The 21,320-nt window shown below is 62.5% G+C and carries 20 protein-coding genes; 10 read left to right on the top strand and 10 right to left on the bottom strand.

Annotated features, from left to right (window positions below):
• The first annotated feature begins 86 nt into the window (after window positions 1-86).
• The gene (locus NKI63_RS11640) at window positions 87-353 is read left to right on the top strand and encodes a hypothetical protein (protein ID WP_352507861.1); all 267 of its coding nucleotides are present in this window, start codon (window positions 87-89) and stop codon (window positions 351-353) included.
• 62 nt (window positions 354-415) lie between these two features.
• Here NKI63_RS11640 and NKI63_RS11645 read toward each other — a convergent pair whose 3' ends face one another.
• The 4 genes from NKI63_RS11645 to NKI63_RS11660 form a co-directional block, all read right to left on the bottom strand.
• Window positions 416-970 (bottom strand): hypothetical protein, encoded by a 555-nt coding sequence (locus NKI63_RS11645; RefSeq protein WP_352705529.1) that lies wholly within the window; start codon window positions 968-970, stop codon window positions 416-418.
• 87 nt (window positions 971-1,057) lie between these two features.
• Window positions 1,058-2,152 carry a YcjF family protein gene (locus NKI63_RS11650; protein ID WP_352705527.1) on the bottom strand — a complete coding sequence of 365 codons (1,095 nt, stop codon included), beginning with the start codon at window positions 2,150-2,152 and terminating at the stop codon, window positions 1,058-1,060.
• Window positions 2,149-3,627, bottom strand: coding sequence for a YcjX family GTP-binding protein (locus NKI63_RS11655; protein ID WP_352705525.1), 1,479 nt, complete (start codon window positions 3,625-3,627; stop codon window positions 2,149-2,151). Before NKI63_RS11655 ends, NKI63_RS11650 begins: the two co-directional genes overlap by 4 nt.
• A gap of 62 nt (window positions 3,628-3,689) precedes the next feature.
• The gene (locus tag NKI63_RS11660) at window positions 3,690-4,193 is read right to left on the bottom strand and encodes a SixA phosphatase family protein (protein WP_352705523.1); all 504 of its coding nucleotides are present in this window, start codon (window positions 4,191-4,193) and stop codon (window positions 3,690-3,692) included.
• A 262-nt stretch (window positions 4,194-4,455) separates the two neighbouring features.
• Between NKI63_RS11660 and dksA the strand changes: the two genes are divergently transcribed.
• A complete protein-coding gene (gene dksA / locus NKI63_RS11665) occupies window positions 4,456-4,872 on the top strand; it encodes an RNA polymerase-binding protein DksA (RefSeq protein ID WP_023674847.1) in 417 nt (138 codons plus the stop codon).
• 82 nt (window positions 4,873-4,954) lie between these two features.
• Here dksA and NKI63_RS11670 read toward each other — a convergent pair whose 3' ends face one another.
• On the bottom strand, window positions 4,955-5,713 hold the full coding sequence (locus NKI63_RS11670) for a hypothetical protein (protein WP_352705521.1): 759 nt from the start codon (window positions 5,711-5,713) through the stop codon (window positions 4,955-4,957).
• A 201-nt stretch (window positions 5,714-5,914) separates the two neighbouring features.
• On the opposite strand from NKI63_RS11670, the gene cckA reads away from it, so the two are divergent.
• Window positions 5,915-8,488, top strand: a complete 2,574-nt coding sequence (gene cckA, locus NKI63_RS11675; protein WP_352752753.1) for a cell cycle histidine kinase CckA — start codon at window positions 5,915-5,917, stop codon at window positions 8,486-8,488.
• Between the two features lie 83 nt (window positions 8,489-8,571).
• Window positions 8,572-9,282: a purine-nucleoside phosphorylase gene (locus NKI63_RS11680; protein WP_254817383.1), complete on the top strand. Its 711-nt coding sequence runs from the start codon at window positions 8,572-8,574 to the stop codon at window positions 9,280-9,282.
• A gap of 49 nt (window positions 9,283-9,331) precedes the next feature.
• Here NKI63_RS11680 and NKI63_RS11685 read toward each other — a convergent pair whose 3' ends face one another.
• A complete protein-coding gene (locus tag NKI63_RS11685; protein ID WP_023674851.1) occupies window positions 9,332-9,727 on the bottom strand; it encodes a hypothetical protein in 396 nt (131 codons plus the stop codon).
• Window positions 9,728-10,028: 301 nt separating this feature from the next.
• Between NKI63_RS11685 and urtA the strand changes: the two genes are divergently transcribed.
• From urtA to NKI63_RS11715, 6 genes are all read left to right on the top strand, one after another.
• Entirely contained in the window at window positions 10,029-11,339 is a 1,311-nt protein-coding gene (gene urtA, locus NKI63_RS11690; RefSeq protein ID WP_502894309.1) for an urea ABC transporter substrate-binding protein, read from the top strand.
• Window positions 11,340-11,440: 101 nt separating this feature from the next.
• Window positions 11,441-13,057: an urea ABC transporter permease subunit UrtB gene (urtB, locus tag NKI63_RS11695; protein WP_352507868.1), complete on the top strand. Its 1,617-nt coding sequence runs from the start codon at window positions 11,441-11,443 to the stop codon at window positions 13,055-13,057.
• Window positions 13,054-14,286, top strand: a complete 1,233-nt coding sequence (gene urtC, locus NKI63_RS11700; RefSeq protein WP_352688273.1) for an urea ABC transporter permease subunit UrtC — start codon at window positions 13,054-13,056, stop codon at window positions 14,284-14,286. Before urtB ends, urtC begins: the two co-directional genes overlap by 4 nt.
• A 7-nt stretch (window positions 14,287-14,293) precedes the next feature.
• Window positions 14,294-15,040 carry an urea ABC transporter ATP-binding protein UrtD gene (gene urtD / locus NKI63_RS11705; RefSeq protein WP_352478979.1) on the top strand — a complete coding sequence of 249 codons (747 nt, stop codon included), beginning with the start codon at window positions 14,294-14,296 and terminating at the stop codon, window positions 15,038-15,040.
• A 70-nt stretch (window positions 15,041-15,110) separates the two neighbouring features.
• Window positions 15,111-15,806 (top strand): urea ABC transporter ATP-binding subunit UrtE, encoded by a 696-nt coding sequence (gene urtE / locus NKI63_RS11710; RefSeq protein ID WP_352688276.1) that lies wholly within the window; start codon window positions 15,111-15,113, stop codon window positions 15,804-15,806.
• Between the two features lie 216 nt (window positions 15,807-16,022).
• Entirely contained in the window at window positions 16,023-16,223 is a 201-nt protein-coding gene (locus tag NKI63_RS11715; protein ID WP_352507871.1) for a hypothetical protein, read from the top strand.
• 43 nt (window positions 16,224-16,266) lie between these two features.
• On the opposite strand, the gene NKI63_RS11720 is transcribed toward NKI63_RS11715, so the two are convergent.
• From NKI63_RS11720 to uvrA, 4 genes are read right to left on the bottom strand one after another with little or no spacing between them, the layout of a single operon-like run.
• Complete coding sequence (locus NKI63_RS11720; RefSeq protein ID WP_352507872.1) at window positions 16,267-17,073, bottom strand: DUF72 domain-containing protein; 807 nt, start codon at window positions 17,071-17,073, stop codon at window positions 16,267-16,269.
• A 28-nt stretch (window positions 17,074-17,101) separates the two neighbouring features.
• Window positions 17,102-17,572 carry a GNAT family N-acetyltransferase gene (locus tag NKI63_RS11725; protein ID WP_502896224.1) on the bottom strand — a complete coding sequence of 157 codons (471 nt, stop codon included), beginning with the start codon at window positions 17,570-17,572 and terminating at the stop codon, window positions 17,102-17,104.
• Window positions 17,569-17,979 (bottom strand): DUF302 domain-containing protein, encoded by a 411-nt coding sequence (locus NKI63_RS11730; RefSeq protein ID WP_352507874.1) that lies wholly within the window; start codon window positions 17,977-17,979, stop codon window positions 17,569-17,571. The genes NKI63_RS11725 and NKI63_RS11730 overlap by 4 nt, the downstream gene beginning before the upstream one ends.
• Entirely contained in the window at window positions 17,979-20,900 is a 2,922-nt protein-coding gene (gene uvrA, locus NKI63_RS11735) for an excinuclease ABC subunit UvrA (protein ID WP_352507875.1), read from the bottom strand. The genes NKI63_RS11730 and uvrA overlap by 1 nt, the downstream gene beginning before the upstream one ends.
• Window positions 20,901-21,320 lie beyond the last annotated feature (420 nt).

Below are 21,320 nucleotides of genomic sequence, written 5' to 3' on the forward strand. Positions count from 1 at the left end.
GCGATCCGGCGCTAAGGACGCCCGGCTTCGGCCAGTGGAGGGTGAGCGACGATCAAGTCGCGGCCCTTTTTGAGGAGATGACTGACATGAAGACGTTTTTGCTGGTTGCCGTTGGTATCGCGGCACTTGCCGGCTCCGCCTGTTCCAAGGCACCGGAGTGCACGACCGAGATGCTGAGCAAGAAGGCTCAGGACATGACTGCAGCGCTTCAGGCTGCGATTACCAAGGATCCGGCCAAGGCAGCCGATCTCACAGCCAAGGTCCAAGCGGTCACAACCAAGTATCCGGGTGGCACAACAGCGGCTGACGCCTGCAAGGCCTATGACGAGCTGACTGCGGCGATCAAAGGCTGAGCGCCCATTGCATGTCAAAGAGGGCGGCGCCGTTTGGCTGCCGCGTTTTTCATGCCGGAGGCTCAGTTCGGAGCGATGGAGCCAACTTCTACCCCATCGACCCGCTTCAACTTCATCCCGATGACCGGGACCAGTTGCTGGTCGACGCGCACGGCAACGGTCACCGTCATCGAGTTGTCGTCTGGGACAAGCGCCTGCATAACGCCGCGCAACTGATTGCGATTGATGGTGAAAACCACCTTGTGCGCATCGACGACATTACCACCGATAATGTCGAGGCCGGACCCGGCGGCGCCGCCCATGAAGCTGCCCTTGTAGCCCTGGCGGCCCTTGTGCTCGATCGTTGCCGACATCTGCTGGGTGAACATGCCGACCCGGCAGCCGCCGTCGAGCGACATGCCGACTTTGCCGTCAGGCGTCGAGCCGGTGAAGCTGCAGGTGAATTTCGTGCCCTTGTATTTGCCAGCGACGATTTCTCCGGGGCCGACCCATTTGCCTTCGACCGATCGAAAGAACTGCTTGTCCGGTTCCGCCCCCGTAGCCCTTCCGGCAATGCCGACGGTTGCGACAAGCGCGAGCGCCACGGGCAGCCCGCTGGACAGAATAACGCTTTTCATCGACGACACCCGGCAACAAAGAGACTGGTTTGGACGCTTCCGACCATGAACAAGATTGGTTAATGCTTTGTCACCCCAAGGCAATAGTCACGTTCGCGAAACGGATGTTTCTTTTTCTTTCTTTGCTGCAAAGGACGTCAGCGCGGAGAGGAAATCGCCTAATCCAGGCCGCCTGACCGCGTAAAAGGGCAGGGGCCTTGCGGTTTCCATCGCTGCAATGCCGATGCGCGCCGTCATCATGCCGTTGACGACGCCTTCGCCGAGCTTTGCCGACAGCCGGGCCGCAAGGCCGTGGCCGACGAGCTGTTGGACGAAACTGTCGCCGACGGCGATCGACCCGGTGACCGCGAGATGGGCGAGAACGCTGCGCGCCAGGCGAAAGAAGCCAAGCGTGCCCGGGCGGCCGCCATAGAGCTCCGACAGTCGCCGAATCAGCCGCCCGGCTTCGAATACGACATAGGCGACGTCGACCAGCGCGCGCGGGCTGACCGCGGTCACCAGGGACACACGCTTTGCCGCCTCGAGGATCATCACCTTCGCGCGGGCGTCGAGCGGGCCGAGGATCTCGGTCTCGGCCAGGCGCACCAGATTGCCGCCGTCAATGATCTCGCCGCGCAATTCGGCCAGCGAGCGCCTGCCGGCCGCGGTTTCGGGCTTGGCCGAGACAAAGACCGACAACTCGTCGACCACGGCTCGGGCGGTCTTCGGATCGTCACGGGCAATCGCATCGAGCGCCCGCTTCTGCAACTTTTCGACCTCGGCAAGCCGGGCAATCGCCATGAACTCGCGCACGAGGATGATCAGAAGCGCCAGGATGGCGATCGCGGCCATGCCGGCGGCCAGCCAGCCCAGCCACTCGGCGCGCTCGAACAGGTCGCGAATCAGCTGGTCGGTCCAGAGGCCGACGGCGAGCGAAACCAGAACGCCCAGCGCGCCGAAGAACAGGCTGCCAAGCAGCGAACGTTTTCGCGGCGCAATCGCCGGCGGCGGCTCGGCAGCGACGATATCAGGCTCGTCGAAGACGTCGATCTCCGCCGGTGTGACCACAGCTAGATCCGCCTTCACGGTACGCGGCTTTCGCGCCGGCGCGGCCTCGGACGCAGCATGGCGAGCCGTCGAATCTTCCTTCTGCTGGGGCTCCGGCTCGATGCGAAAGGCCGCCGGTCTGCGGGGCGCACTCATGCGAGATGATCTCCGATCAGGAACTGCAGCGCGCGGTCGAGCCTGATATGTGGCAGCGACAGCGTGACGCCCTCGGCGGTGCGCTCGAGCTTCGGCGGGCGAAAGCGCACGAAGCGGATTGCGGGGTCGTCATTGTTCTGCCGGCGGATCGATTCGGCAACGTCGAACAACGCATCAACTTTCTCCGGCAAGTCTCCGGGAAATATGGCTGTTTCGGTCTTTCCGTCAAAGGTTTCGCCGTTGATTTTTTCGCCACGCAACGGCGTGCCGATAATGACCGGCAAAGTCTCGCGGCCCTGCTTGACCGTGCCTTCACGGGTCGCGCGCATGGCCGCCATGGCGACGACGTCGACGTCGGCTCCGGTGAAATTCGCCCGCGCCACGGCGCGGTCGGCTAGCCGCCGCACGATGGCCTGCAGGCGGTCGTGGCTTTCGTGGTGCAGGTGGTCGGCCTTGGTCGCGGCCACCAATATGCGGTCGATGCGCCTCGAAAACAGGTCGGTCAGGAGGTTGCCCCGGCCGGGCCGGAAACAGGACAGGATTTCGGTGACCGCGCGCTCCAGATCGGCCATCGCGCCGGGGCCCGCATTCAATGCCTGCAATGCGTCGATGAGCACGATCTGGCGGTCGAGACGCGTGATGTGTTCGCGAAAGAACGGTTTAACGACATGCGTCTTGTAAGCCTCGTAGCGCCGCTCCATCATAGCCTGCAGCGATCCCGAGCGGGAGCGCCGGCCGTCCAGATTCGGCAGCGGCGCGAAGGTGAGAGCGGGCGAGCCTTCAAGATCGCCGGGCATCAGAAAGCGGCCGGGCGGCAAGGTCGAAAGCGCCCGCTCATCGAGCTTGCAGGCCTTGAGATAGGCCGCGAAGCTCTCGGCGAGACGGCGCGCCGTCATCTCGTCGGCGTCGGCGTTGGGGTCGACCGGATTGGAGAGCGCCCGCCATTCCCGCGAAAGATCGACACGCACCGGCAACACGGCCATCTCGAAGGCCTCACGCGAAAAATCGGCGTAGGACTTGCCGAGCAGCGGCAGGTCGAGCAGCCATTCGCCGGGATAATCGACGATGTCGACCGACAATTTGCCGGCGGAAAACATGCGGCTCCAGCCAGAGGCCGATTCGTATTCGATGGTGAGCCTCAGTTCGGAAATCGCACGCGTCGAATCCGGCCAGACGCGCTCGTCGACAAGAGCCGCGATGTGATCCTCGTACTGGAAGCGTGGTACGGCGTCGTCCGGCTGCTCTTCGAGAAAAGCCCGGGCGATGCGCCCCGATTTTTGTGCCTCAAACAGCGGCAAGCGTCCACCATGGACCAGATTGTGTACAAGGGCCGAGATGAACACCGTCTTGCCGGCGCGGGACAGCCCGGTCACGCCAAGCCGCAGCGACGGAGCGAAAAGCCCGGCAGCGCGGCCTGACAACGTATCCAAGGCAATCTTGGCCTCGTCGGTAAAAGTCGTCAGCGATGATGCCAAATCTGTTCTCGCGGGCCGGTCAGGCTCCGATATAGGCTTTGATGCGCGGCTTTGAAATGGCCTCAGATATCCGCAGGCGTCAGGAAGGCTTCGAGATAGCCGGTGCCTGGCGCAGCCTCGGCAAGTCCGCCGTTGAACCGGACCACGGCAAGTGCGGAGGTCGGGAAGCCGTGGTTCAGCATGGCCCGCGCGGTCTCGTTGCCGTCGCCCGACAGCGCCATGGCGAGATCCCCAATCATCGGCTTGTGACCGATGACGAGCAAGGCATCCAGCCCGCCATTTTGCCGGATGGCAGTGAGGTACGCCGCGGCATCGTCGCTGTAGAAGGTGTCACAGAACAGCACCCGGCCCGTGTTGGTATGGCCAGCCAAGCTTTCCAGCGTCTGGCGGGCGCGCTTGGCGCTTGAGCAAAGGGTGAGGGCCGGTGCGTATTTGCGGGAACGCATCAGCACGCCCATCGCTTCGGCGTCGGCGAAGCCGGATGGATCGAGCGGGCGGTCGAAGTCAGTCACGCCAGGCAGCGCCCAGCCGGCCTTCGCATGCCTCAGCAGGTAAAGTTTGGTCACGAAACCCCCGATATGTCGGGTACCGACCGGTCAAATGCGGCCGCAGGAATTAGCCATCAGAAGCGCTTCGCGCGCAATGCCGATGCCCCCTCAAGCATAATGAATCATGCGCGAATTCGGGCGTGCCGTTCATGCGAATGATGTCGCCAATGTCGGTTTGTCCCACATAAACAAATGCGTGAAACTGTCGTCGATTGCGCTTGTGCAGTTTTCGGTCCGCGAATATATAGGCGCCAAATTTGGGGTTTGTTGGGTGAGTCGAATGAACGACATCGTTACCGCCGATTACGTACCCTCCGAAGACGAGCCGTTTATGAACGAGCGGCAGAAATCCTACTTTCGCATGAAGCTCGTCACCTGGAAGAACGACATCTTGCGCGAAGCGCGCGAAACTCTCGAAATCCTGCAGCAGGAAAACGCCAACCACCCTGACCTCGCCGATCGCGCCTCCTCCGAAACCGACCGCGCGATCGAACTTCGCGCCCGCGATCGCCAGCGAAAACTCATCTCCAAGATCGATTCGGCCCTCCAGCGCCTTGACGAAGGCACTTACGGTTACTGCGAGGAGACGGGCGAGCCGATCGCGCTGAAGCGGCTCGACGCGCGCCCGATCGCCACCTTGTCGATCGAGGCACAGGAGCGCCATGAGCGGCGCGAGAAGGTCTACCGCGACGACTGAGCAGGCGGGAAAAACACGGCATCGGTAGAGCGTTCAAAATGGCCGGTTTTCCGGCCATTTTCATTGGCCGTTCGCTATCGCCCTATCTTTTCTGATTGGACAACTCGCCGAGGAGCTTCGTCATCTCGTCGTCGAGAGAGGGCGATGCCTTCGCCACCGGCTTGCTCGCCGTTTGGCTGAAGCGTGGCTCGTCGAGGGAAACCTCCAGCTCCTTCATCAGCGCATCGTCGATCGACTCATGCTGTGCCGGCGGCTCGTATCTTGCCGGGGAGTCCTGTCTTGCCGGCTGCGGCGCATGCCGCGAGGCATTGGCATTGACGGATCCATAACTTGGCAACGGTGTAACGTTCGATGCCGGTTTCGGCGCCGGCGTAGGCGCCGGCATTGTTGCCGCCATCGTCGCCGTCTGGCGGGCTCGGACAGGGGGTGTGGCCGCGCTTGCCGGCTGCGGCGGCGCTTGCCTCGCCGGCGCGGCTGTGGTCTGAGCTGGCCTTGCTGCCGGCTGATGGCTGTTGTCTCCGGTCAATGCCGGGCGGCGCAGCGCCGAGAGCCTGATGTCGCGCTCGACGACGACGTCGGTCGGACCACCGATCAAGAGCAGGTGCTCGATATCGTCGCGGCGCACCAGCACCAGCCGCCGGTGACTGTCGACCGCTGTGGCATCCATGACAGCCAGCCGCGTCTTGCGGTTCCTGCCCCCGGCGACGAATGTTCCGAATGTCAGGCTGCGGACCAGCCTGATGATAAGAAGAATGATGAGCAGCAGGACAAGTACTGCAAACGTCCATAGGATTGCTGCGGCATAACCAGGCCCCGCCACGCCATCCAGCCATTGCAGCATTGGTTCCCCCAAAATCAGCTTTCGAAGAGAGGCGACACTAGACTGTTGCGGCAGGCCACCGCAAGTTGCCTTTCACGCTTCGTGAACAGCTCGAAACCGGGAGCCGAACGGCGTCATTTTTAGCGGACATCTGCCGCCGGGCCTTTTCCCGACCCTGAGAATATGATTCAACCGACGCCGGAATTCACGAGCAGGGGGCACATGGCCAAGGAAGCGCGCGGCGATTTCTATCCGGTACCTATCGTCGACCAGAACACGCGACCGGGCGCGGTCACCCGGCTCATCGTTTTCATCGTCGTCCTGACAGGGGCAGCGATCGTCTTCGGCCTTTTCCGAGAGCGACTTGGCGATCCATTCCTGCTCGGCATGCTTGGCGTGCTGGCGATGATCGGCGTCGGCTTTCTATTCGCCACTGCGATCGGCTTCGTGCATATCACGCCGCGCTCGACAAGCGACGAACTGTCGAAAGCTTTCGTCGATTCGATGTCACAAGGTCTCCTGGTCACCGACACCAAAGGCCGTATCATCTACGCCAACCGGACCTATGCCGATATGACGGGTGCCGAGTCGGCCGCCGACATCAAGACGGTCGAAGGTTTGCTTTCAGACGTTCCCGAGGCCTCGGTGACCATATACCGGCTGGCGTCGGGCCTGCGCGACGGCCAGCCGGGCGACGGCGAGTTTCGGCTTGCGCAGTCCATTCGGCCAGGCGCCGAACCGGGCGCGCGCTGGTACCGCGTCCGGGCCCGCGCGTTCAGCGTTCCAGGCCAGCGGCTGCCGATGCTTGCCTGGCAGCTTGCCGATATCTCGCAGGAACGGGCCGAGCAGGAGCGGTTCTTTCTCGACCTGCAAAAGGCGATCGATCACCTCGATCACGCGCCGGCCGGTTTCTTTTCGGCCGACCAGGAAGGCCGCGTCACCTATATCAACGCGACCCTTGCGGAGTGGCTGGGCATCGACCTGGCCAGCTTCACTCCCGGCGCCATCACGCTGCCGGAGATCGTCGCCGGCGACGGCATGGCGCTGGTCCGTTCGGTCAAGGCCGACGCTGGTACCACGCGCAATGCCGTTATCGACCTCGATCTGACGACGATGACCGGCGAGGCGCTGCCGGTGCGCTTCATGCATCGTGTCTCGGCCAGCCGAGAGGGGCTCAACGGCCCGACTCGCACCATCGTGCTCAACCGGACGCAAGGCGAGGACGCTTCGGCCGACCTCCGTGCATCGGAAATACGCTTCACGCGGTTCTTCAACTCGACGCCGATGGCGATAGCCGGCGTCGATCATGCCGGCCGCATCCTGCGCACCAATGCGCCGTTCCTGTCGCTGTTTTCCTCGGTCGTCGACCGCGACGCGGTCGATCGGCGTGTGCGGCTGGATACGGTGATCCACGAGCGCGACCGGCCGGCTTTCGCCGCGGCCTTTGAAAAGGCACGTCAGCAACAGGCTGACATCGAGCCGATCGATACGGTGCTGCCCGGCAATGAGGAGCGCCACATACGCTTCTACGTCAATGCGGTCGCTGACGGCACCGGCGGCGAGGGCGCCGAGGAATCGGCCATCGTCTATGCCGTGGAGACCACCGAGCAAAAGGCCCTCGAGGGCCAGATGGCGCAGAGCCAGAAAATGCAGGCGGTCGGCCAACTCGCCGGCGGCATCGCGCATGATTTCAACAATGTGCTGACCGCCATCATCATGGCCTCGGACCTGCTGTTGACCAACCACCGGCCGTCCGATCCGTCATTCCCGGACATCATGAACATCAAGCAGAACGCCAACCGGGCGGCCTCGCTGGTGCGGCAGTTGCTGGCCTTCTCGCGCAAGCAGACACTGCGGCCGGAGGTGCTCAACCTGACCGACGTGCTCGCGGATCTAAGGATGCTGCTTGCCCGGCTGGTCGGCAACGACATCAAGCTCAAGATCGACCATGGCCGCGACCTGTGGCCGGTCAGGGTCGATATCGGGCAATTCGAGCAAGTGGTGGTCAATCTGGCGGTCAATGCGCGCGATGCGATGCCGGCCGGCGGCGAACTCACCGTACGTACCCGCAACGTCAGCGCCGGGGAATGCAAGACCTTTTCCTATCGCGAACTTACACCGGCCGACTATGTGCTGGTCGAGGTCGAGGACAGCGGTAGCGGCATTGCGCCTGATGTGCTGAAAAAGATCTTCGAGCCCTTCTTCACGACAAAGGAGGTTGGCAAGGGAACCGGCCTCGGCCTGTCCATGGTCTATGGCATCATCAAGCAGACAGGCGGCTTCATCTTCTGCGATTCCGAAGTCGGCAAGGGATCCGTGTTCCGCATCTTCCTGCCGCGGCACATTGCGGAGGCAAGGAAGGCGGGCGAGGCTGGAGAGGCGCCGGCCGCACCTGCCAAGATCGCCGACTCAGCCAAGGACCTGTCGGGCTCGGCCACGGTGCTGCTGGTCGAGGACGAGGACGCCGTGCGCATGGGCGGCATGCGGGCGCTGAAATCGCGCGGCTACACCGTCCACGAGGCGTCGTCGGGCGTCGAGGCGCTTGAGGTCTACGAAGCGCTCGGCGGCAAGGTCGACGTCGTGGTGTCGGACGTGGTGATGCCGGAAATGGACGGCCCGACGCTGCTTGGCGAATTGCGCAAACGGCAGCCCGACATCAAGTTCATCTTCGTGTCCGGCTATGCCGAAGACGCGTTCGCCAGGAACTTGCCGGCCGACGCGCATTTCGGCTTCTTGCCGAAGCCGTTTTCGCTCAAGCAATTGGCCACGATCGTAAAGGACATGCTGGAATCCTGACCCTTCCAACGCTCCGCTTGCGCAATGTCGTGAGACTGCCATGATGGCAGGCGAAACGGGCGACGGGTTTTGGAAAGCATGCCGTGACGCCACACAACGAAGCTAGCAAAGGCGACTACGCAAGCACGGTGCTGCTGCCGGGCGACCCGCAGCGCGCTGAATGGATGGCGGAAACCTTTCTGGAAGCGCCGCGCTGCGTCAACCGCCGCCGCGGCGCGCTCGGCTTTACCGGGCTGTTTCGCGGCAAACCTGTCAGCATCCAATCCACCGGCATCGGCGTCTCTTCGTTCCTGGTCTATGTGCATGAGCTGCTGGACTTCTATGGTGCGAAAACACTGATCCGCACTGGTACCTGCGGTGGCCTGACCGCCGAGATGGCGCTGCGCAGCCTGGTGATCGCGCAATCGGTGCGTGGCGAAAATGCGGAGAGCGGCCAGGTTTTTGGGCTCTATCGTGCCGATGCCGGCCCCGATCCGGCATTGTTGACCCAGGCATTGGCCCGAGCTTCGGAACTCGGCATCGACCATCGGGCCGGGCTGACCATTTGCAGCGATATTTTCTATCATCCGCTGGGGCGCGAACGCTTTGCCGAAGCACAGGCACAGGGCGCGCTCGCCGTGGACATGGAAACCAGCGCACTTTACCGCATTGCGGCCGATTTCGGCGCTCGGGCGCTGTCGATCCTGACCGTCGTCGACAACGTGGCAACCGGCGAGCAGACCGACTATTCCGAACGCCAGGGGCTTTTCACCGATATGACCCGGCTGGCGCTCGATCTGGCGGCGGAGAGCTAGGCGGCTTTGTGCTTCGGAGTACGGAACCTCGCCAGGTTCCGTACTTTTTTCAACGCTTCGTGCAGGTCGAGGCGGTAAAGGCGCCGTCTGGCTGCTTCATGATGATGTCGAAGGACGGGGTGGTTCCGCTTTCCAGCGTCGCCTGCGTAAGCGAGATCGAGTTGCCGCCACTGGTATAGCCACCCAGCGGACCTAGCCAGGTGATCACGCCGTCTGCATCCATCTGGTAATTGTAGCTCTGCGGCGCGATGCCGAAGCTCACAGGACCGCTATAGACGTTTCCCTTGATGGTGATGTCGCCGAGGCTGAGGAACATGCCAAGCAGATAGACTTCGCAATGATAGGAGCCGTCCGGCAGCTTGCCGTCGCTGAAGCCGGCGCGCGCTACGGTCGTCGCCGCCAGCAGAAGCATGGCGGTGAAAATGCAAGAAGCTCTGAAAGCCATTTGATCGCTCGTTAAAGGGGTTCAAACTTGCCCATTTCGCCGCGGCGCTGCAATCCTCGCCAGCACTCATATGATGCTGCTCAAAATTCAGGCATTGGCCTATATGTGAGCAAAACTTAGGCTGATATGGGTGATCCTTTCTCGTTTCGAACATAGCAGGCGAGGTTCATCTCCTGCAGCTAATACATTAACCGACTGACAGAGCTGGGAAATCTCAAATCCTCCGACCTTGCTCCGGTGATTGGCACAGCCGTTGCATGGTCTGTCCCGATGCAGTTAACCAGCTTGGGAGTTTAAAAGTATGAGGGGCAGTTTCTCGACAATAGCAAAAATGTTTTCGGCCGGCGTGGTCACCGCCGGCCTGCTGATGAGCGTTCCCGCCAAGGCGGCCGACGACACCATCAAGGTCGGCATCCTCCATTCGCTGTCGGGAACCATGGCGATCTCGGAGACAACGCTGAAGGACGCCATGCTGATGCTCATCGAAGAGCAGAATGCCAAGGGCGGCCTGCTCGGCAAGAAGCTCGAGGCGGTGGTCGTCGATCCGGCTTCCAACTGGCCGCTGTTCGCCGAAAAGGCGCGCGAGCTGATCTCGAAGGACAAGGTCGCCGCGGTGTTCGGCTGCTGGACCTCGGTGTCGCGCAAATCGGTGCTGCCGGTGTTCAGCGAGCTCGACAACATCCTGTTCTACCCGGTCCAGTATGAGGGTGAGGAAAGCGAGCGCAACGTGTTCTACACCGGTGCGGCGCCGAACCAGCAGGCCATTCCGGCCGTCGATTATCTGATGAGCGAGGATGGCGGTTCGGTGAAGCGCTGGGTGCTCGAAGGCACCGACTACGTCTACCCGCGCACCACCAACAAGATCCTCGAGGCCTATCTGAAGGCGAAGGGCGTTGCCGCCGAAGACATCATGGTCAACTACACGCCGTTCGGTTTCTCCGACTGGCAGACCGAAGTCTCGGCGATCAAGAAGTTCGGCTCGGCCGGCAAGAAGACCGCCGTCGTCTCGACCGTCAATGGCGACGCCAACGTGCCGTTCTACAAGGAGCTCGGCAACCAGGGCATCAAGGCCGAGGACATCCCGGTCATGGCCTTCTCGGTCGGCGAGGAAGAGCTTGCCGGTCTGGACACTGCGCCGCTGGTCGGCCATCTCGCCGCCTGGAACTATTTCGAAAGCGTCGATACGCCCGAGAACGCGAAGTTCATCGCCGACTGGCACAAGTTCATCAAGAACGACAAGCGCACCACCAACGATCCGATGGAAGCCCACTATATCGGCTTCAACATGTGGGTGAAGGCGGTCGAGAAGGCCGGCACCACCGATCCGGACAAGGTCATCGACGCCATGGTCGGCGTCTCGGTGCCGAACCTGACCGGCGGTTATTCGACCATGATGCCGAACCATCATATCACCAAGCCGGTGCTGATCGGCGAAATCCAGGCCGACGGCCAGTTCGAAACCGTCTCGCAGACGCCGGGCCTGGTGATGGGCGACGAGTGGTCCGACTACCTGCCTGACTCCAAGGACCTGATCTCCGATTGGCGCGCGCCTCTGTCCTGCGGCAACTTCAATGTCGCCACAGGCAAATGCGGCGGCAAGGGAACCAACTGATCCTCCCGGTCTGTCCTCCCAGACCGCAAAAGCCTCCGGGCGGGCTCGTCCTCCAGCCTGCCCGGAGGCGACATTCAACCTCCAAGAGCCACCAGAAACCGATGATCCTGATCCGCGCGATTGGCTTGATGCTGCTCCTCCTTCTGGGAATGCTGCTGCCGTCGAACGCCAGCGAATCCGATCTGCGCGCGGTCGTCGCCAAACTCGCCACCGCCTCCAATTTTTCAGCGATCGAAGCCATCGTGCGCGAGCTTGCGGCAACCGGCGACACAGCCGTCGAACGGCCGCTTGCCGCGCTTGCGGAGGGCAGCCTTTACGTCCGCAAGGCCGATTCAGTAGTCTTTGTCGGCAAGGAGAGCGGCGACAGCATCGAACTGCTCGATGCGCTCACCGGCGAAAAGTCTGGCGAAGCAGCCAAGGCCGACATCACCAAGATCAAGGTCAACAACACGCTGCGCCGCGTCATCCGCGACGCGCTGGGCACGCTGACGCTGGGCTCCAAGGATCCGGCGGTGCGCATTGCCGCCGCCGACACCATGTTCAAGACGCCGGACGCGGCAAACATCGAGCCGCTCGACACCGCGATCGCCAATGAGAGCGCGGCAAGCGTCAAGGCGCTGCTCGAACAGGCCCACGCCGCGTCGGTTCTCGTTTCAGACAGGCCGGAGGCCGACAAATTGGCGGCGATAGCGCTCATCGGTGCGCGCGGCGACCGGGATGCGGTGTCGCTGCTCACGTCGGTGGAGGCCAGTTCCGAAGGTGCGGTGAAGGACGCGGCGACTGCGGCGATATCCAACATCAATTCGACGCTGGCGCTGTGGGACGCCGGCCAGAATATCTGGTACGGCATATCGCTCGGATCGGTGCTGCTGCTGGCGGCGATCGGCCTTGCCATCACTTTCGGCGTCATGGGCGTCATCAACATGGCGCATGGCGAGATGGTCATGCTGGGCGCCTACACGACCTTCGTCGTGCAGGAGGTTATCCGCAATTCCTTTCCCGGCCTGTTCGACTGGTCGCTGGTCATCGCCCTGCCGCTGGCCTTCCTGGTGGCGGCGCTCGTCGGCCTTATCATAGAGCGCGGGCTGATCCGCTTCCTCTATGGCCGGCCGTTGGAGACCCTGCTAGCGACATGGGGTGTCTCGCTGATCCTGCAGCAGGCCGTGCGCACCATCTTCGGGCCGACCAACCAGGAGGTCGGCAACCCATCCTGGATGTCAGGTTCGTTCGCGATCGGCCAGCTTTCGGTCACCTGGAACCGGCTCTGGATCCTGGCTTTTGCGCTCGGCGTCTTCGCTGTGCTGCTTTACGTGATGAAACGCACGCCCTGGGGGCTGCAGATGCGTGCCGTCACGGCCAATCGCCGGATGGCCGCCTCTATGGGCATCAGGACGCCGTGGGTCGATGCCCTGACCTTTGCATTGGGGTCCGGCATTGCCGGCATCGCCGGCGTCGCGCTCAGCCAGATCGACAATGTCTCGCCCAATCTCGGCCGCGGCTACATCATCGACAGCTTCATGGTCGTCGTCTTCGGCGGCGTCGGCAATCTCTGGGGCACGCTGGTCGGCGCCTTCTCGCTCGGCATTGTCAACAAATTCCTCGAACCGTATGCCGGAGCGGTGCTCGGCAAGATCGTCGTTCTGGTGCTGATCATTCTGTTCATCCAGAAACGCCCGCGCGGCCTGTTCGCGCTCAAGGGCAGGTCGGTGGAAGCATGATCACGCGACGCTTCTTTGCCGCCGGCGCCGACCGCCGCGTCGCCATCACCATCTTCATCCTGCTGGCGGTTGCGATCGTCGTGCCGCTGCTCAATCTTGCGGTCTCGCCGACAAGTGCGTTTTACGTGCCGTCCTATATCGTCGCGCTCACCGGCAAATATCTCTGCTATGCGCTGCTCGCCTTGGCCCTCGATCTCGTCTGGGGCTATTGCGGCATCCTCTCGCTCGGCCACGGCGCCTTCTTCGCACTCGGCGGCTATGCGATGGGCATGTATCTGATGCGCCAGATCGGCTCGCGCGGCGTCTACGGCAATCCGCTGCTGCCGGACTTCATGGTGTTCCTGAACTACAAGGAACTGCCGTGGTTCTGGTACGGTTTCGACCATTTCTGGTTTGCCGCAATCATGGTGCTTGCAGTACCCGGCCTGCTCGCCTTCGTCTTCGGCTGGTTTGCCTTCCGCAGTCGCGTCACCGGCGTCTATCTGTCGATCATCACCCAGGCGATGACCTATGCGCTGCTGCTTGCCTTTTTCCGAAACGACATGGGTTTCGGCGGCAATAACGGCCTGACCGACTTCAAGGATATTCTAGGCTTCAACGTGCAGGCCGACATGACACGCTCGGCGCTGTTCGCGGCTAGCGCCGTCATGCTGGCGCTCGCCGTCTTCGTCACCTGGGCAATCGTCGGTTCCAAATACGGCAAGCTTTTGATGGCGGTGCGCGACGCCGAAAGCCGCACGCGCTTTCTCGGCTGGCGGGCGGAGAACGTCAAACTGTTCGCCTTCACCGTGTCGGCGGTGATGGCCGGCATCGCCGGTGCGCTTTACGTACCGCAGGTCGGCATCATCAACCCTGGCGAATTCGAGCCGTCCAATTCGATCGAGGTGGTGGTGTGGGCGGCCGTCGGCGGGCGCGGCACCATCGTCGGGCCGATCATCGGCGCGCTTTTGGTCAATGCCGGTAAATCCTGGTTCACCGGCGTGCTGCCTGAATTCTGGTTGTTTGCGCTGGGCGGACTGTTTGTCGCCGTCACGCTGTTCCTGCCCAAGGGCATCATCGGCATGTGGGATTCCTGGCGCGGCAACGCCAAGGCGTTGCGGGCGGCCTCGGTTGCCGAGGAAGCCGGGATCGATCCCGATGCGCCGGTGCCGCCGAAAACCGACCGTTCGGCGGCGAGAAGGCCGGGCGACTGGTCGGCCTCCAGCGCCGAACCGCAGCCGGCGGAGTGATGGTCTGATGTCGAAGAGCAACACCATCCTCTATCTCGACGGCGTTTCGGTTTCCTTTGACGGTTTTCGCGCCATCAACAACCTTTCGCTGGTGCTCGACAAAGGCGAGATGCGGGCGATCATCGGCCCCAACGGCGCCGGAAAGACGACGATGATGGACATCGTCACCGGCAAGACGCGGCCCGATGCGGGCGAGGTTTTCTTCAACGGTGAGGTCGATCTGACCAAACACGACGAGGCCGAAATCGCCATGATGGGCATCGGCCGTAAATTCCAGAAGCCGACCGTCTTTGAAAGCCACACGATCGAGGACAATCTGATGCTGGCGCTGAAAGGCCCGCGCTCGATCTTCCCGGCACTGTTCCATCGTCGCTCGGCCGCGGAAGTGCGGCAGATCGACGACATCCTCGGCATCATCCGGCTTGGCGACAAGCGCGACGAACTCGCCGCCAATCTGAGCCACGGCCAAAAGCAATGGCTCGAGATCGGCATGCTTCTGGCGCAGGATCCGCTGCTGCTGCTGGTCGATGAGCCGGTTGCCGGCATGACCGACGCCGAGACCGAGGAAACCGCGCGGCTGCTCAGGGATATCGCGCGCGACCATTCGGTCATCGTCGTCGAGCACGACATGCATTTCGTGCGCGAGCTCGGCGTCAAGGTTACCTGCCTGCACGAAGGCTCGGTGCTTTCCGAGGGCAGCCTCGACTTCGTTTCGGCCGACGAGCGCGTCGTCGAAGTCTACCTGGGGAGATGATCATGGTCTGGCGCGTTCCGTTCCATCATTTCGACCTTTCGTTCTTCACGCGTTGGAGAAAGCGCTGACCATGCTCGAAGTCTCCAATGCCACGCTGCATTACGGCGCCGCTCAGGCGCTGCGCGGTGTCTCGCTGACAGCCCGCGCCGGCAAGATCACCTGCGTGCTCGGTCGCAACGGCGTCGGCAAGACCAGTTTGATGAGATCGATCGTCGGCCATCATCGGCTGACGAGCGGAAGCGTTGCCTTCGAGGGGAAGGCGCTCGACCGGAGCGCGGCGTATGATCGCGCCCGGTCGGGCATCGCATTCGTGCCGCAGGGCAGGGAGATATTTCCGCTGCTTACGGTGCGGGAAAACCTCGAATCTGGCTTCGCGCCGCTGAAGCGCGCCGACCGCAACATTCCCGGTCACGTCTTCGAATTGTTTCCGGTGCTGAAGCAGATGCTCGCGCGCCGAGGCGGTGATCTTTCCGGCGGCCAGCAGCAGCAGCTTGCCATCGGTAGGGCACTGGTGATGCGGCCTAAACTGCTGGTGCTCGACGAGCCGACCGAAGGCATCCAGCCGTCGATCATCAAGGATATCGGCCGCGCCATCCGCTATCTGCGCGACCAGGCCGGCATCCCCGTGCTCCTGGTCGAACAGTATCTCGACTTCTGCCGGGAATTGGCCGACGAGGTCAACATCATGGACCGTGGCCAGATCGTTCATACCGGCTCGGCCGAGGATCTCGACCGGGCGGACGTCCGCAAATTCCTGACCGTCTGAATTCTTATTGATTCTATTACTTTGCAACTCTGGCGCGCTGCAGATTGCGTGCTAGATTTTGCTTGGCCTTGGTGAGTCGGCCGCTTTCCGTACCAGTTTCAACTTGGCAGATCAGGGGAAGGCGCGGATGCGTCGGCACGCTTGCGCGCAAGCCCTTCCCTTCGAGCGATCTGTTGTCGTCCAACATTTCGGGTGCTTGGGAGCCAGGGCCAGTCAATGGAGTGCTATGTCGAGGACTATCAGAAACGACGGCTCACGGAGCGCGTCGACATCCTGACAGCCATCAACATTCTGAAATCGCAGGGGTATGACCACGACGAACTCATCGCGGAGATCACCAAGGTCTTCTATGTCGATCTCGATGCTTTCAATGAGATCGTCAGGGTTGATCGGCGTCCGGACGAACGCGCCGCATAGCCGGTAGTTTAGGACCAAGCCAGGCGGACCACCGACAGCGGCGTCAGCCTGCGACCCGCTTCATCAGGGCGATGGCGCCGAATGGAGCGCGGACCTTGCCCTCTGTGATGAAGTAGACGAACACATCGCGTGGCTTGACCGGCGCGTCGGTTGAAGGATCGGCACGCGACAGGTCGACCGGCACCTTGCCTTCCGCCCAGGTGTTTGCGCGCGCCGCCCATTCGTCGAGCGCCTTTGGCGTGTAGCAATCGGGATTGTCGTCGCTGCCGGTCTGCAGCCGCGCATAGATGAAATCGCCGGTAACGTCGCCAATCCCAGGATATTTGGCGTGGTCGGCATAGACGATGGCGGCCTTGTGCTTTCGCGCCAAGGCGGCGAACTCCGGCACGACGAAGCTGTCGTTGCGCACCTCGACCGCGTGGCGCAGCGCAACGCCGTCCTGCTTTTCCGGCAACAGCTTGAGGAAGGCCTCGAAATCGTCCGGGTCGAATTTCTTGGTCGGCGCGAACTGCCACAGGATCGGCCCGAGCTTGTCGCCAAGTGCGGCGACGCCCGACCCGAGGAAGCGCATGATCGATTCCCCGGCCTCGCCGAGCACGCGGCGGTTGGTGACAAAGCGGTTGCCCTTCAGCGAATAGACGAAACCATCCGGCACCTCGTTGGCCCATTTGACGAAGGTCGGCTCCTTGAAGCTCGAATAATAGGTGCCGTTGACCTCGATGGTGGGCACCTGCCGGCTGGCATAATGCAGTTGCTTGGCCTTCGACAATTTGTCCGGGTAGAAGGACGTGTCCCACGGCTCGAAGGTCCAGCCGCCCATGCCGGCGCGGATTGTTCCTGATTGAGTCATGGTCGTCCTCCCGGTTTGCAGAAAAGGATCACGCGATGGCGGTCGTCTCGACGGCTTTCGCCATGTCGACGACCGTCCATCCTGGCCGATATGGATTGGGCCGGCGACCCGTTTCGCGAAAGCCGTAGGCCTTATACAACGAAACGTTCCGTTCCATTCTGGCATTGGTGTAGAGTCGGATCTCAGGCAAGCTCCACAAGCGCGTCTGTTGCTCGGCCCAGTCGAGCAGCCCGATGCCGAAACCCTTGCCCTGAAAGGCTGGCGCAACGGCAACGCTGAAGATCATTGTATGGTCCGCATTTCGTTCGAGAACGATCAAGCCGGCCGGCTGTCCATTCTGCTCCAAAAGCCAGACCTCGCCGCGTTGGATGCGCGGCGCATAGTCCTGTGTGACGGGGATCGGCGGCGCTCCGAACAGGGCAGTGTAGGGCGCGTAGGCGTCGGTGGTGAGCGAAATCACCGTGGAGAGATCATCGGCCCGAGCGGCTCTCGTCATCAAAACTGGCCCGCGCCGGCAGCGGCCGCAATCACCTTGTCCATGCCGTCGGCGATCGCAGCGACGGCATTGCGACTGGCGTCGCCCAAGCCGTGGCGCTCAGCGAGCCAGTGCGCGTCATTGTAGGAGAGCCAGACCTTGCCTTGCCCGTCCTCCCAAGCCAGTGCCTTGACCGGCAAATCGATGCCGGCAAGCTGCCGGTCCTGCATCAGTGGCGTACCGCCTTTCGGATTGCCGAAAATCAGGAGCTGGGTTGGACGCAGTGATGTTTCGACGCTGCGCGCACCAGCGGCGTGATCAATGCGGGCGAAGACCAGTAATCCTGCACGTTCGACAGTTTCGACCAGGCGATCGATGGTTTCGGTCACGCCGAAGCGGCTTTGGACCGTGATGAGACCGTTCTTTGCCATCACTCCGCCGCTTCGCGCTTGCCTCCGGGGCGCCGCTCCAGCAATTCCCTCAGGAACTGCCCGGTATAGCTGCGTTTTTCGCGGACGATGTCCTCCGGCGTGCCGGACGCCACCAGCTCGCCGCCGCCGTCACCACCTTCGGGGCCAAGATCGAGAACCCAGTCAGCGGTCTTGATCACCTCTAGATTGTGCTCGATGACGACGACCGTGTTGCCCTGGTCGACCAGCTCGTGCAGCACTTCAAGCAACTTGGCGACGTCGTGGAAATGCAGGCCGGTGGTTGGCTCATCGAGAATGTAGAGCGTCTTGCCGGTCGCCTTGCGCGACAGTTCCTTGGCAAGCTTGATGCGCTGCGCCTCGCCGCCCGACAAGGTCGTTGCCTGCTGGCCAACATGGATGTAGCCGAGGCCGACCCGTTTGAGTGTCTCCAGCTTGTCGCGCACGCCGGGCACGGCGGCGAAGAAATCGACGCCTTCCTCGACCGTCATGTCGAGAACGTCGGCGATCGACTTGCCCTTGAACAGGACGTCCAGTGTCTCGCGGTTGTAACGCTTGCCGTGGCAGATGTCGCAGGTGACGTAGACGTCGGGCAGGAAGTGCATCTCGATTTTGATGACGCCGTCGCCCTGGCAGGCCTCGCAGCGGCCGCCCTTGACGTTGAACGAGAAGCGGCCCGGCTGGTAGCCGCGCGCCTTCGACTCCGGCAAGCCGGCGAACCAGTCGCGGATCGGCGTGAAGGCGCCGGTATAGGTGGCGGGGTTGGAGCGCGGGGTGCGCCCGATCGGCGACTGGTCGATGTCGATGACCTTGTCGAGGAATTCGAGCCCCTCGATGCGGTCGTGCTCGGCCGGATGCTCGCGCGAGCCCATGATGCGGCGCGACGCCGCCTTGAACAGGGTCTCGATCAGGAAGGTCGACTTGCCGCCGCCGGACACGCCGGTGACGGCGGTAAAAGTGCCGAGCGGGATTTCAGCGGTGACGTTCTTCAGATTGTTGCCGCGCGCGCCGACGACCTTCAGCCGGCGGCTCTTCTTGGCCTCGCGCCGCACTGCCGGTGTCGCCACTTCGAGCTCGCCCGACAGATATTTGCCGGTGATCGAAGCGGGCGTCGCCATGATCTGCTGCGGCGTGCCCTGGGCGATGATGTGGCCGCCATGAATGCCGGCGGCCGGGCCGATATCGACGACATAGTCGGCGTGCAGGATGGCGTCCTCGTCATGCTCGACGACGATCACTGTGTTGCCGATGTCGCGCAGATGCTTCAGCGTATCGAGCAGGCGGGCATTGTCGCGCTGGTGCAGACCGATCGACGGCTCGTCCAGCACGTAAAGTACGCCGGTCAGGCCGGAGCCGATCTGCGAGGCAAGACGGATGCGCTGGCTCTCGCCGCCTGACAGCGTGCCGGAGTTGCGCGACAGCGTCAGATAATCGAGCCCGACATCGTTGAGGAAGCGCAGCCGCTCGCGGATTTCCTTGAGCACGCGCACCGCAATCTCGTTCTGCTTGTCGTTGAGCGAAGCGGGCAGATCGGTGAACCACTGGTCGGCCTTGCGGATCGACAGCTCGGTGACCTCGCCAATGTGCTTGCCGGCGATCTTGACCGCGAGCGCCTCGGGCTTCAGCCGATAGCCGCGGCAGGCCGGGCAGGGCGTGGCCGACATGAAGCGCTCGATCTCCTCGCGCATCCAGGCGGATTCGGTTTCCTTCCAGCGGCGCTCGAGGTTGGGGATGACGCCCTCGAAGGTCTTGGTCGTCTTGTAGGAGCGCAGGCCGTCATCGTAGTGGAAGGTGATTTCGCGCTCGCCGGTGCCGTGCAGGATGGCTTGCTTTGCCTCTTCGCTCAGATCCTTGAACTTGTCGCCGAGCTTGAAGCCGTAGGCAACGCCCAGCGCTTCCAGCGTTTGCGCATAATAGGGCGACGTCGATTTCGCCCAAGGGCTGACGGCGCCGGCGCGCAGCGAGACATTCTCGTCGGGCACGACCAGGCTGGCATCGATGGCGCGTTGGCTGCCGAGCCCATCGCAGGTCGGGCACGCGCCGAACGGATTGTTGAAGGAGAACAGCCTGGGCTCGATCTCGGGAATGGTAAAGCCGGACACCGGGCAGGCGAACTTTTCCGAGAACAGCATGCGTTCATGCGTCTCGTTCTTCGATTTGTTGACCGAATCCTCGCCGGTCTGGCTGGCGTCGAGCGGCCTGTCGGCAAATTCCGCTACCGCCAGTCCGTCTGCAAGCTTCAGCGCGGTCTCGATGGAATCGGCGAGCCGCGTCGCCAGATCGCCGCGCACGACGATGCGGTCGACGACAACGTCGATGTCATGCTTGTACTTCTTGTCCAGCGCGGGCACGTCGGCGATCTCGTAGAAGACGCCATCGACCTTGACGCGCTGAAAACCCTTCTTCTGCAGCTCCAGCAGTTCCTTGCGGTACTCGCCTTTGCGGCCGCGCACCATCGGCGCCAGGATGAACAGCCGGGTGCCTTCCTCGACTGCAAGCACCCGGTCGACCATCTGCGAGACCGTCTGGCTCTCGATCGGCAGGCCGGTGGCCGGCGAATAAGGTACACCGACGCGGGCGAACAAAAGCCGCATATAATCGTAGATCTCGGTGACGGTGCCGACAGTCGAACGTGGGTTCTTCGAGGTGGTCTTCTGCTCGATGGAGATGGCTGGCGACAGGCCGTCGATCTGGTCGACGTCCGGCTTCTGCATCATTTCGAGGAATTGTCGTGCATAGGCCGAAAGGCTCTCGACATAGCGGCGCTGGCCCTCGGCATAGATCGTGTCGAAGGCAAGCGACGACTTGCCTGACCCCGACAGCCCGGTCATGACGATCAGGCTGTCACGCGGCAGGTCGAGATCGACATTCTTCAGATTGTGTTCGCGTGCCCCGCGAATGGAGAGATATTTATGGTCGGCCATCGCCGGTCGCCGCCTCAGAATCTGGAATTCGTGGGATGGGCGGGTTTTCCCGACCATCCCCTATGTAGGTAATTTCGCCGCCTTTTCGAGAGACGCCACAACTCTCGACCAAAGCGTTTAACCGCCTTTCGCGCGAACGGGCAAGCGGAAAGAACAAAGGCCGAACACGCTCCTGACAAAAGCTGCCCGTGCGGCTGGGTTCACCCGGGGTTCACAAAGCGTCTCGCGATCACATTTTTCGGTAATCGGCCATTCAAGGTTGACGTCCATCTGTCACGGGGGCAGACTCCAAACGTCAACGAAGCCGGCCGTCTTTCGATGGCCTCGCGGCCTGGGGCTAGCCTGCGAGACGCCGCGGGTTATGCGATGAGCGCTTCGACGACAGTCGCAACGAACAGAAGGAGAGCAGAGGCATGACTC

The organism is Mesorhizobium sp. M0410 (assembly GCF_040321435.1).
Taxonomy (GTDB): domain Bacteria; phylum Pseudomonadota; class Alphaproteobacteria; order Rhizobiales; family Rhizobiaceae; genus Mesorhizobium.

Coding starts and splice junctions, on each gene's coding strand:
- NKI63_RS11730 (WP_352507874.1), bottom strand. CDS start 17,979: ATGGCAAAGAACGGTCTCATCACGGTCCAAAGCCGCTTCGGCGTGACC.
- NKI63_RS11645 (WP_352705529.1), bottom strand. CDS start 970: ATGAAAAGCGTTATTCTGTCCAGCGGGCTGCCCGTGGCGCTCGCGCTT.
- urtC (WP_352688273.1), top strand. CDS start 13,054: ATGATCACGCGACGCTTCTTTGCCGCCGGCGCCGACCGCCGCGTCGCC.
- urtA (WP_502894309.1), top strand. CDS start 10,029: ATGAGGGGCAGTTTCTCGACAATAGCAAAAATGTTTTCGGCCGGCGTG.
- NKI63_RS11720 (WP_352507872.1), bottom strand. CDS start 17,073: ATGACTCAATCAGGAACAATCCGCGCCGGCATGGGCGGCTGGACCTTC.
- urtB (WP_352507868.1), top strand. CDS start 11,441: ATGATCCTGATCCGCGCGATTGGCTTGATGCTGCTCCTCCTTCTGGGA.
- NKI63_RS11650 (WP_352705527.1), bottom strand. CDS start 2,152: ATGAGTGCGCCCCGCAGACCGGCGGCCTTTCGCATCGAGCCGGAGCCC.
- NKI63_RS11670 (WP_352705521.1), bottom strand. CDS start 5,713: ATGCTGCAATGGCTGGATGGCGTGGCGGGGCCTGGTTATGCCGCAGCA.
- dksA (WP_023674847.1), top strand. CDS start 4,456: ATGAACGACATCGTTACCGCCGATTACGTACCCTCCGAAGACGAGCCG.
- NKI63_RS11685 (WP_023674851.1), bottom strand. CDS start 9,727: ATGGCTTTCAGAGCTTCTTGCATTTTCACCGCCATGCTTCTGCTGGCG.
- cckA (WP_352752753.1), top strand. CDS start 5,915: ATGGCCAAGGAAGCGCGCGGCGATTTCTATCCGGTACCTATCGTCGAC.
- NKI63_RS11640 (WP_352507861.1), top strand. CDS start 87: ATGAAGACGTTTTTGCTGGTTGCCGTTGGTATCGCGGCACTTGCCGGC.
- uvrA (WP_352507875.1), bottom strand. CDS start 20,900: ATGGCCGACCATAAATATCTCTCCATTCGCGGGGCACGCGAACACAAT.
- urtD (WP_352478979.1), top strand. CDS start 14,294: ATGTCGAAGAGCAACACCATCCTCTATCTCGACGGCGTTTCGGTTTCC.
- urtE (WP_352688276.1), top strand. CDS start 15,111: ATGCTCGAAGTCTCCAATGCCACGCTGCATTACGGCGCCGCTCAGGCG.
- NKI63_RS11715 (WP_352507871.1), top strand. CDS start 16,023: ATGGAGTGCTATGTCGAGGACTATCAGAAACGACGGCTCACGGAGCGC.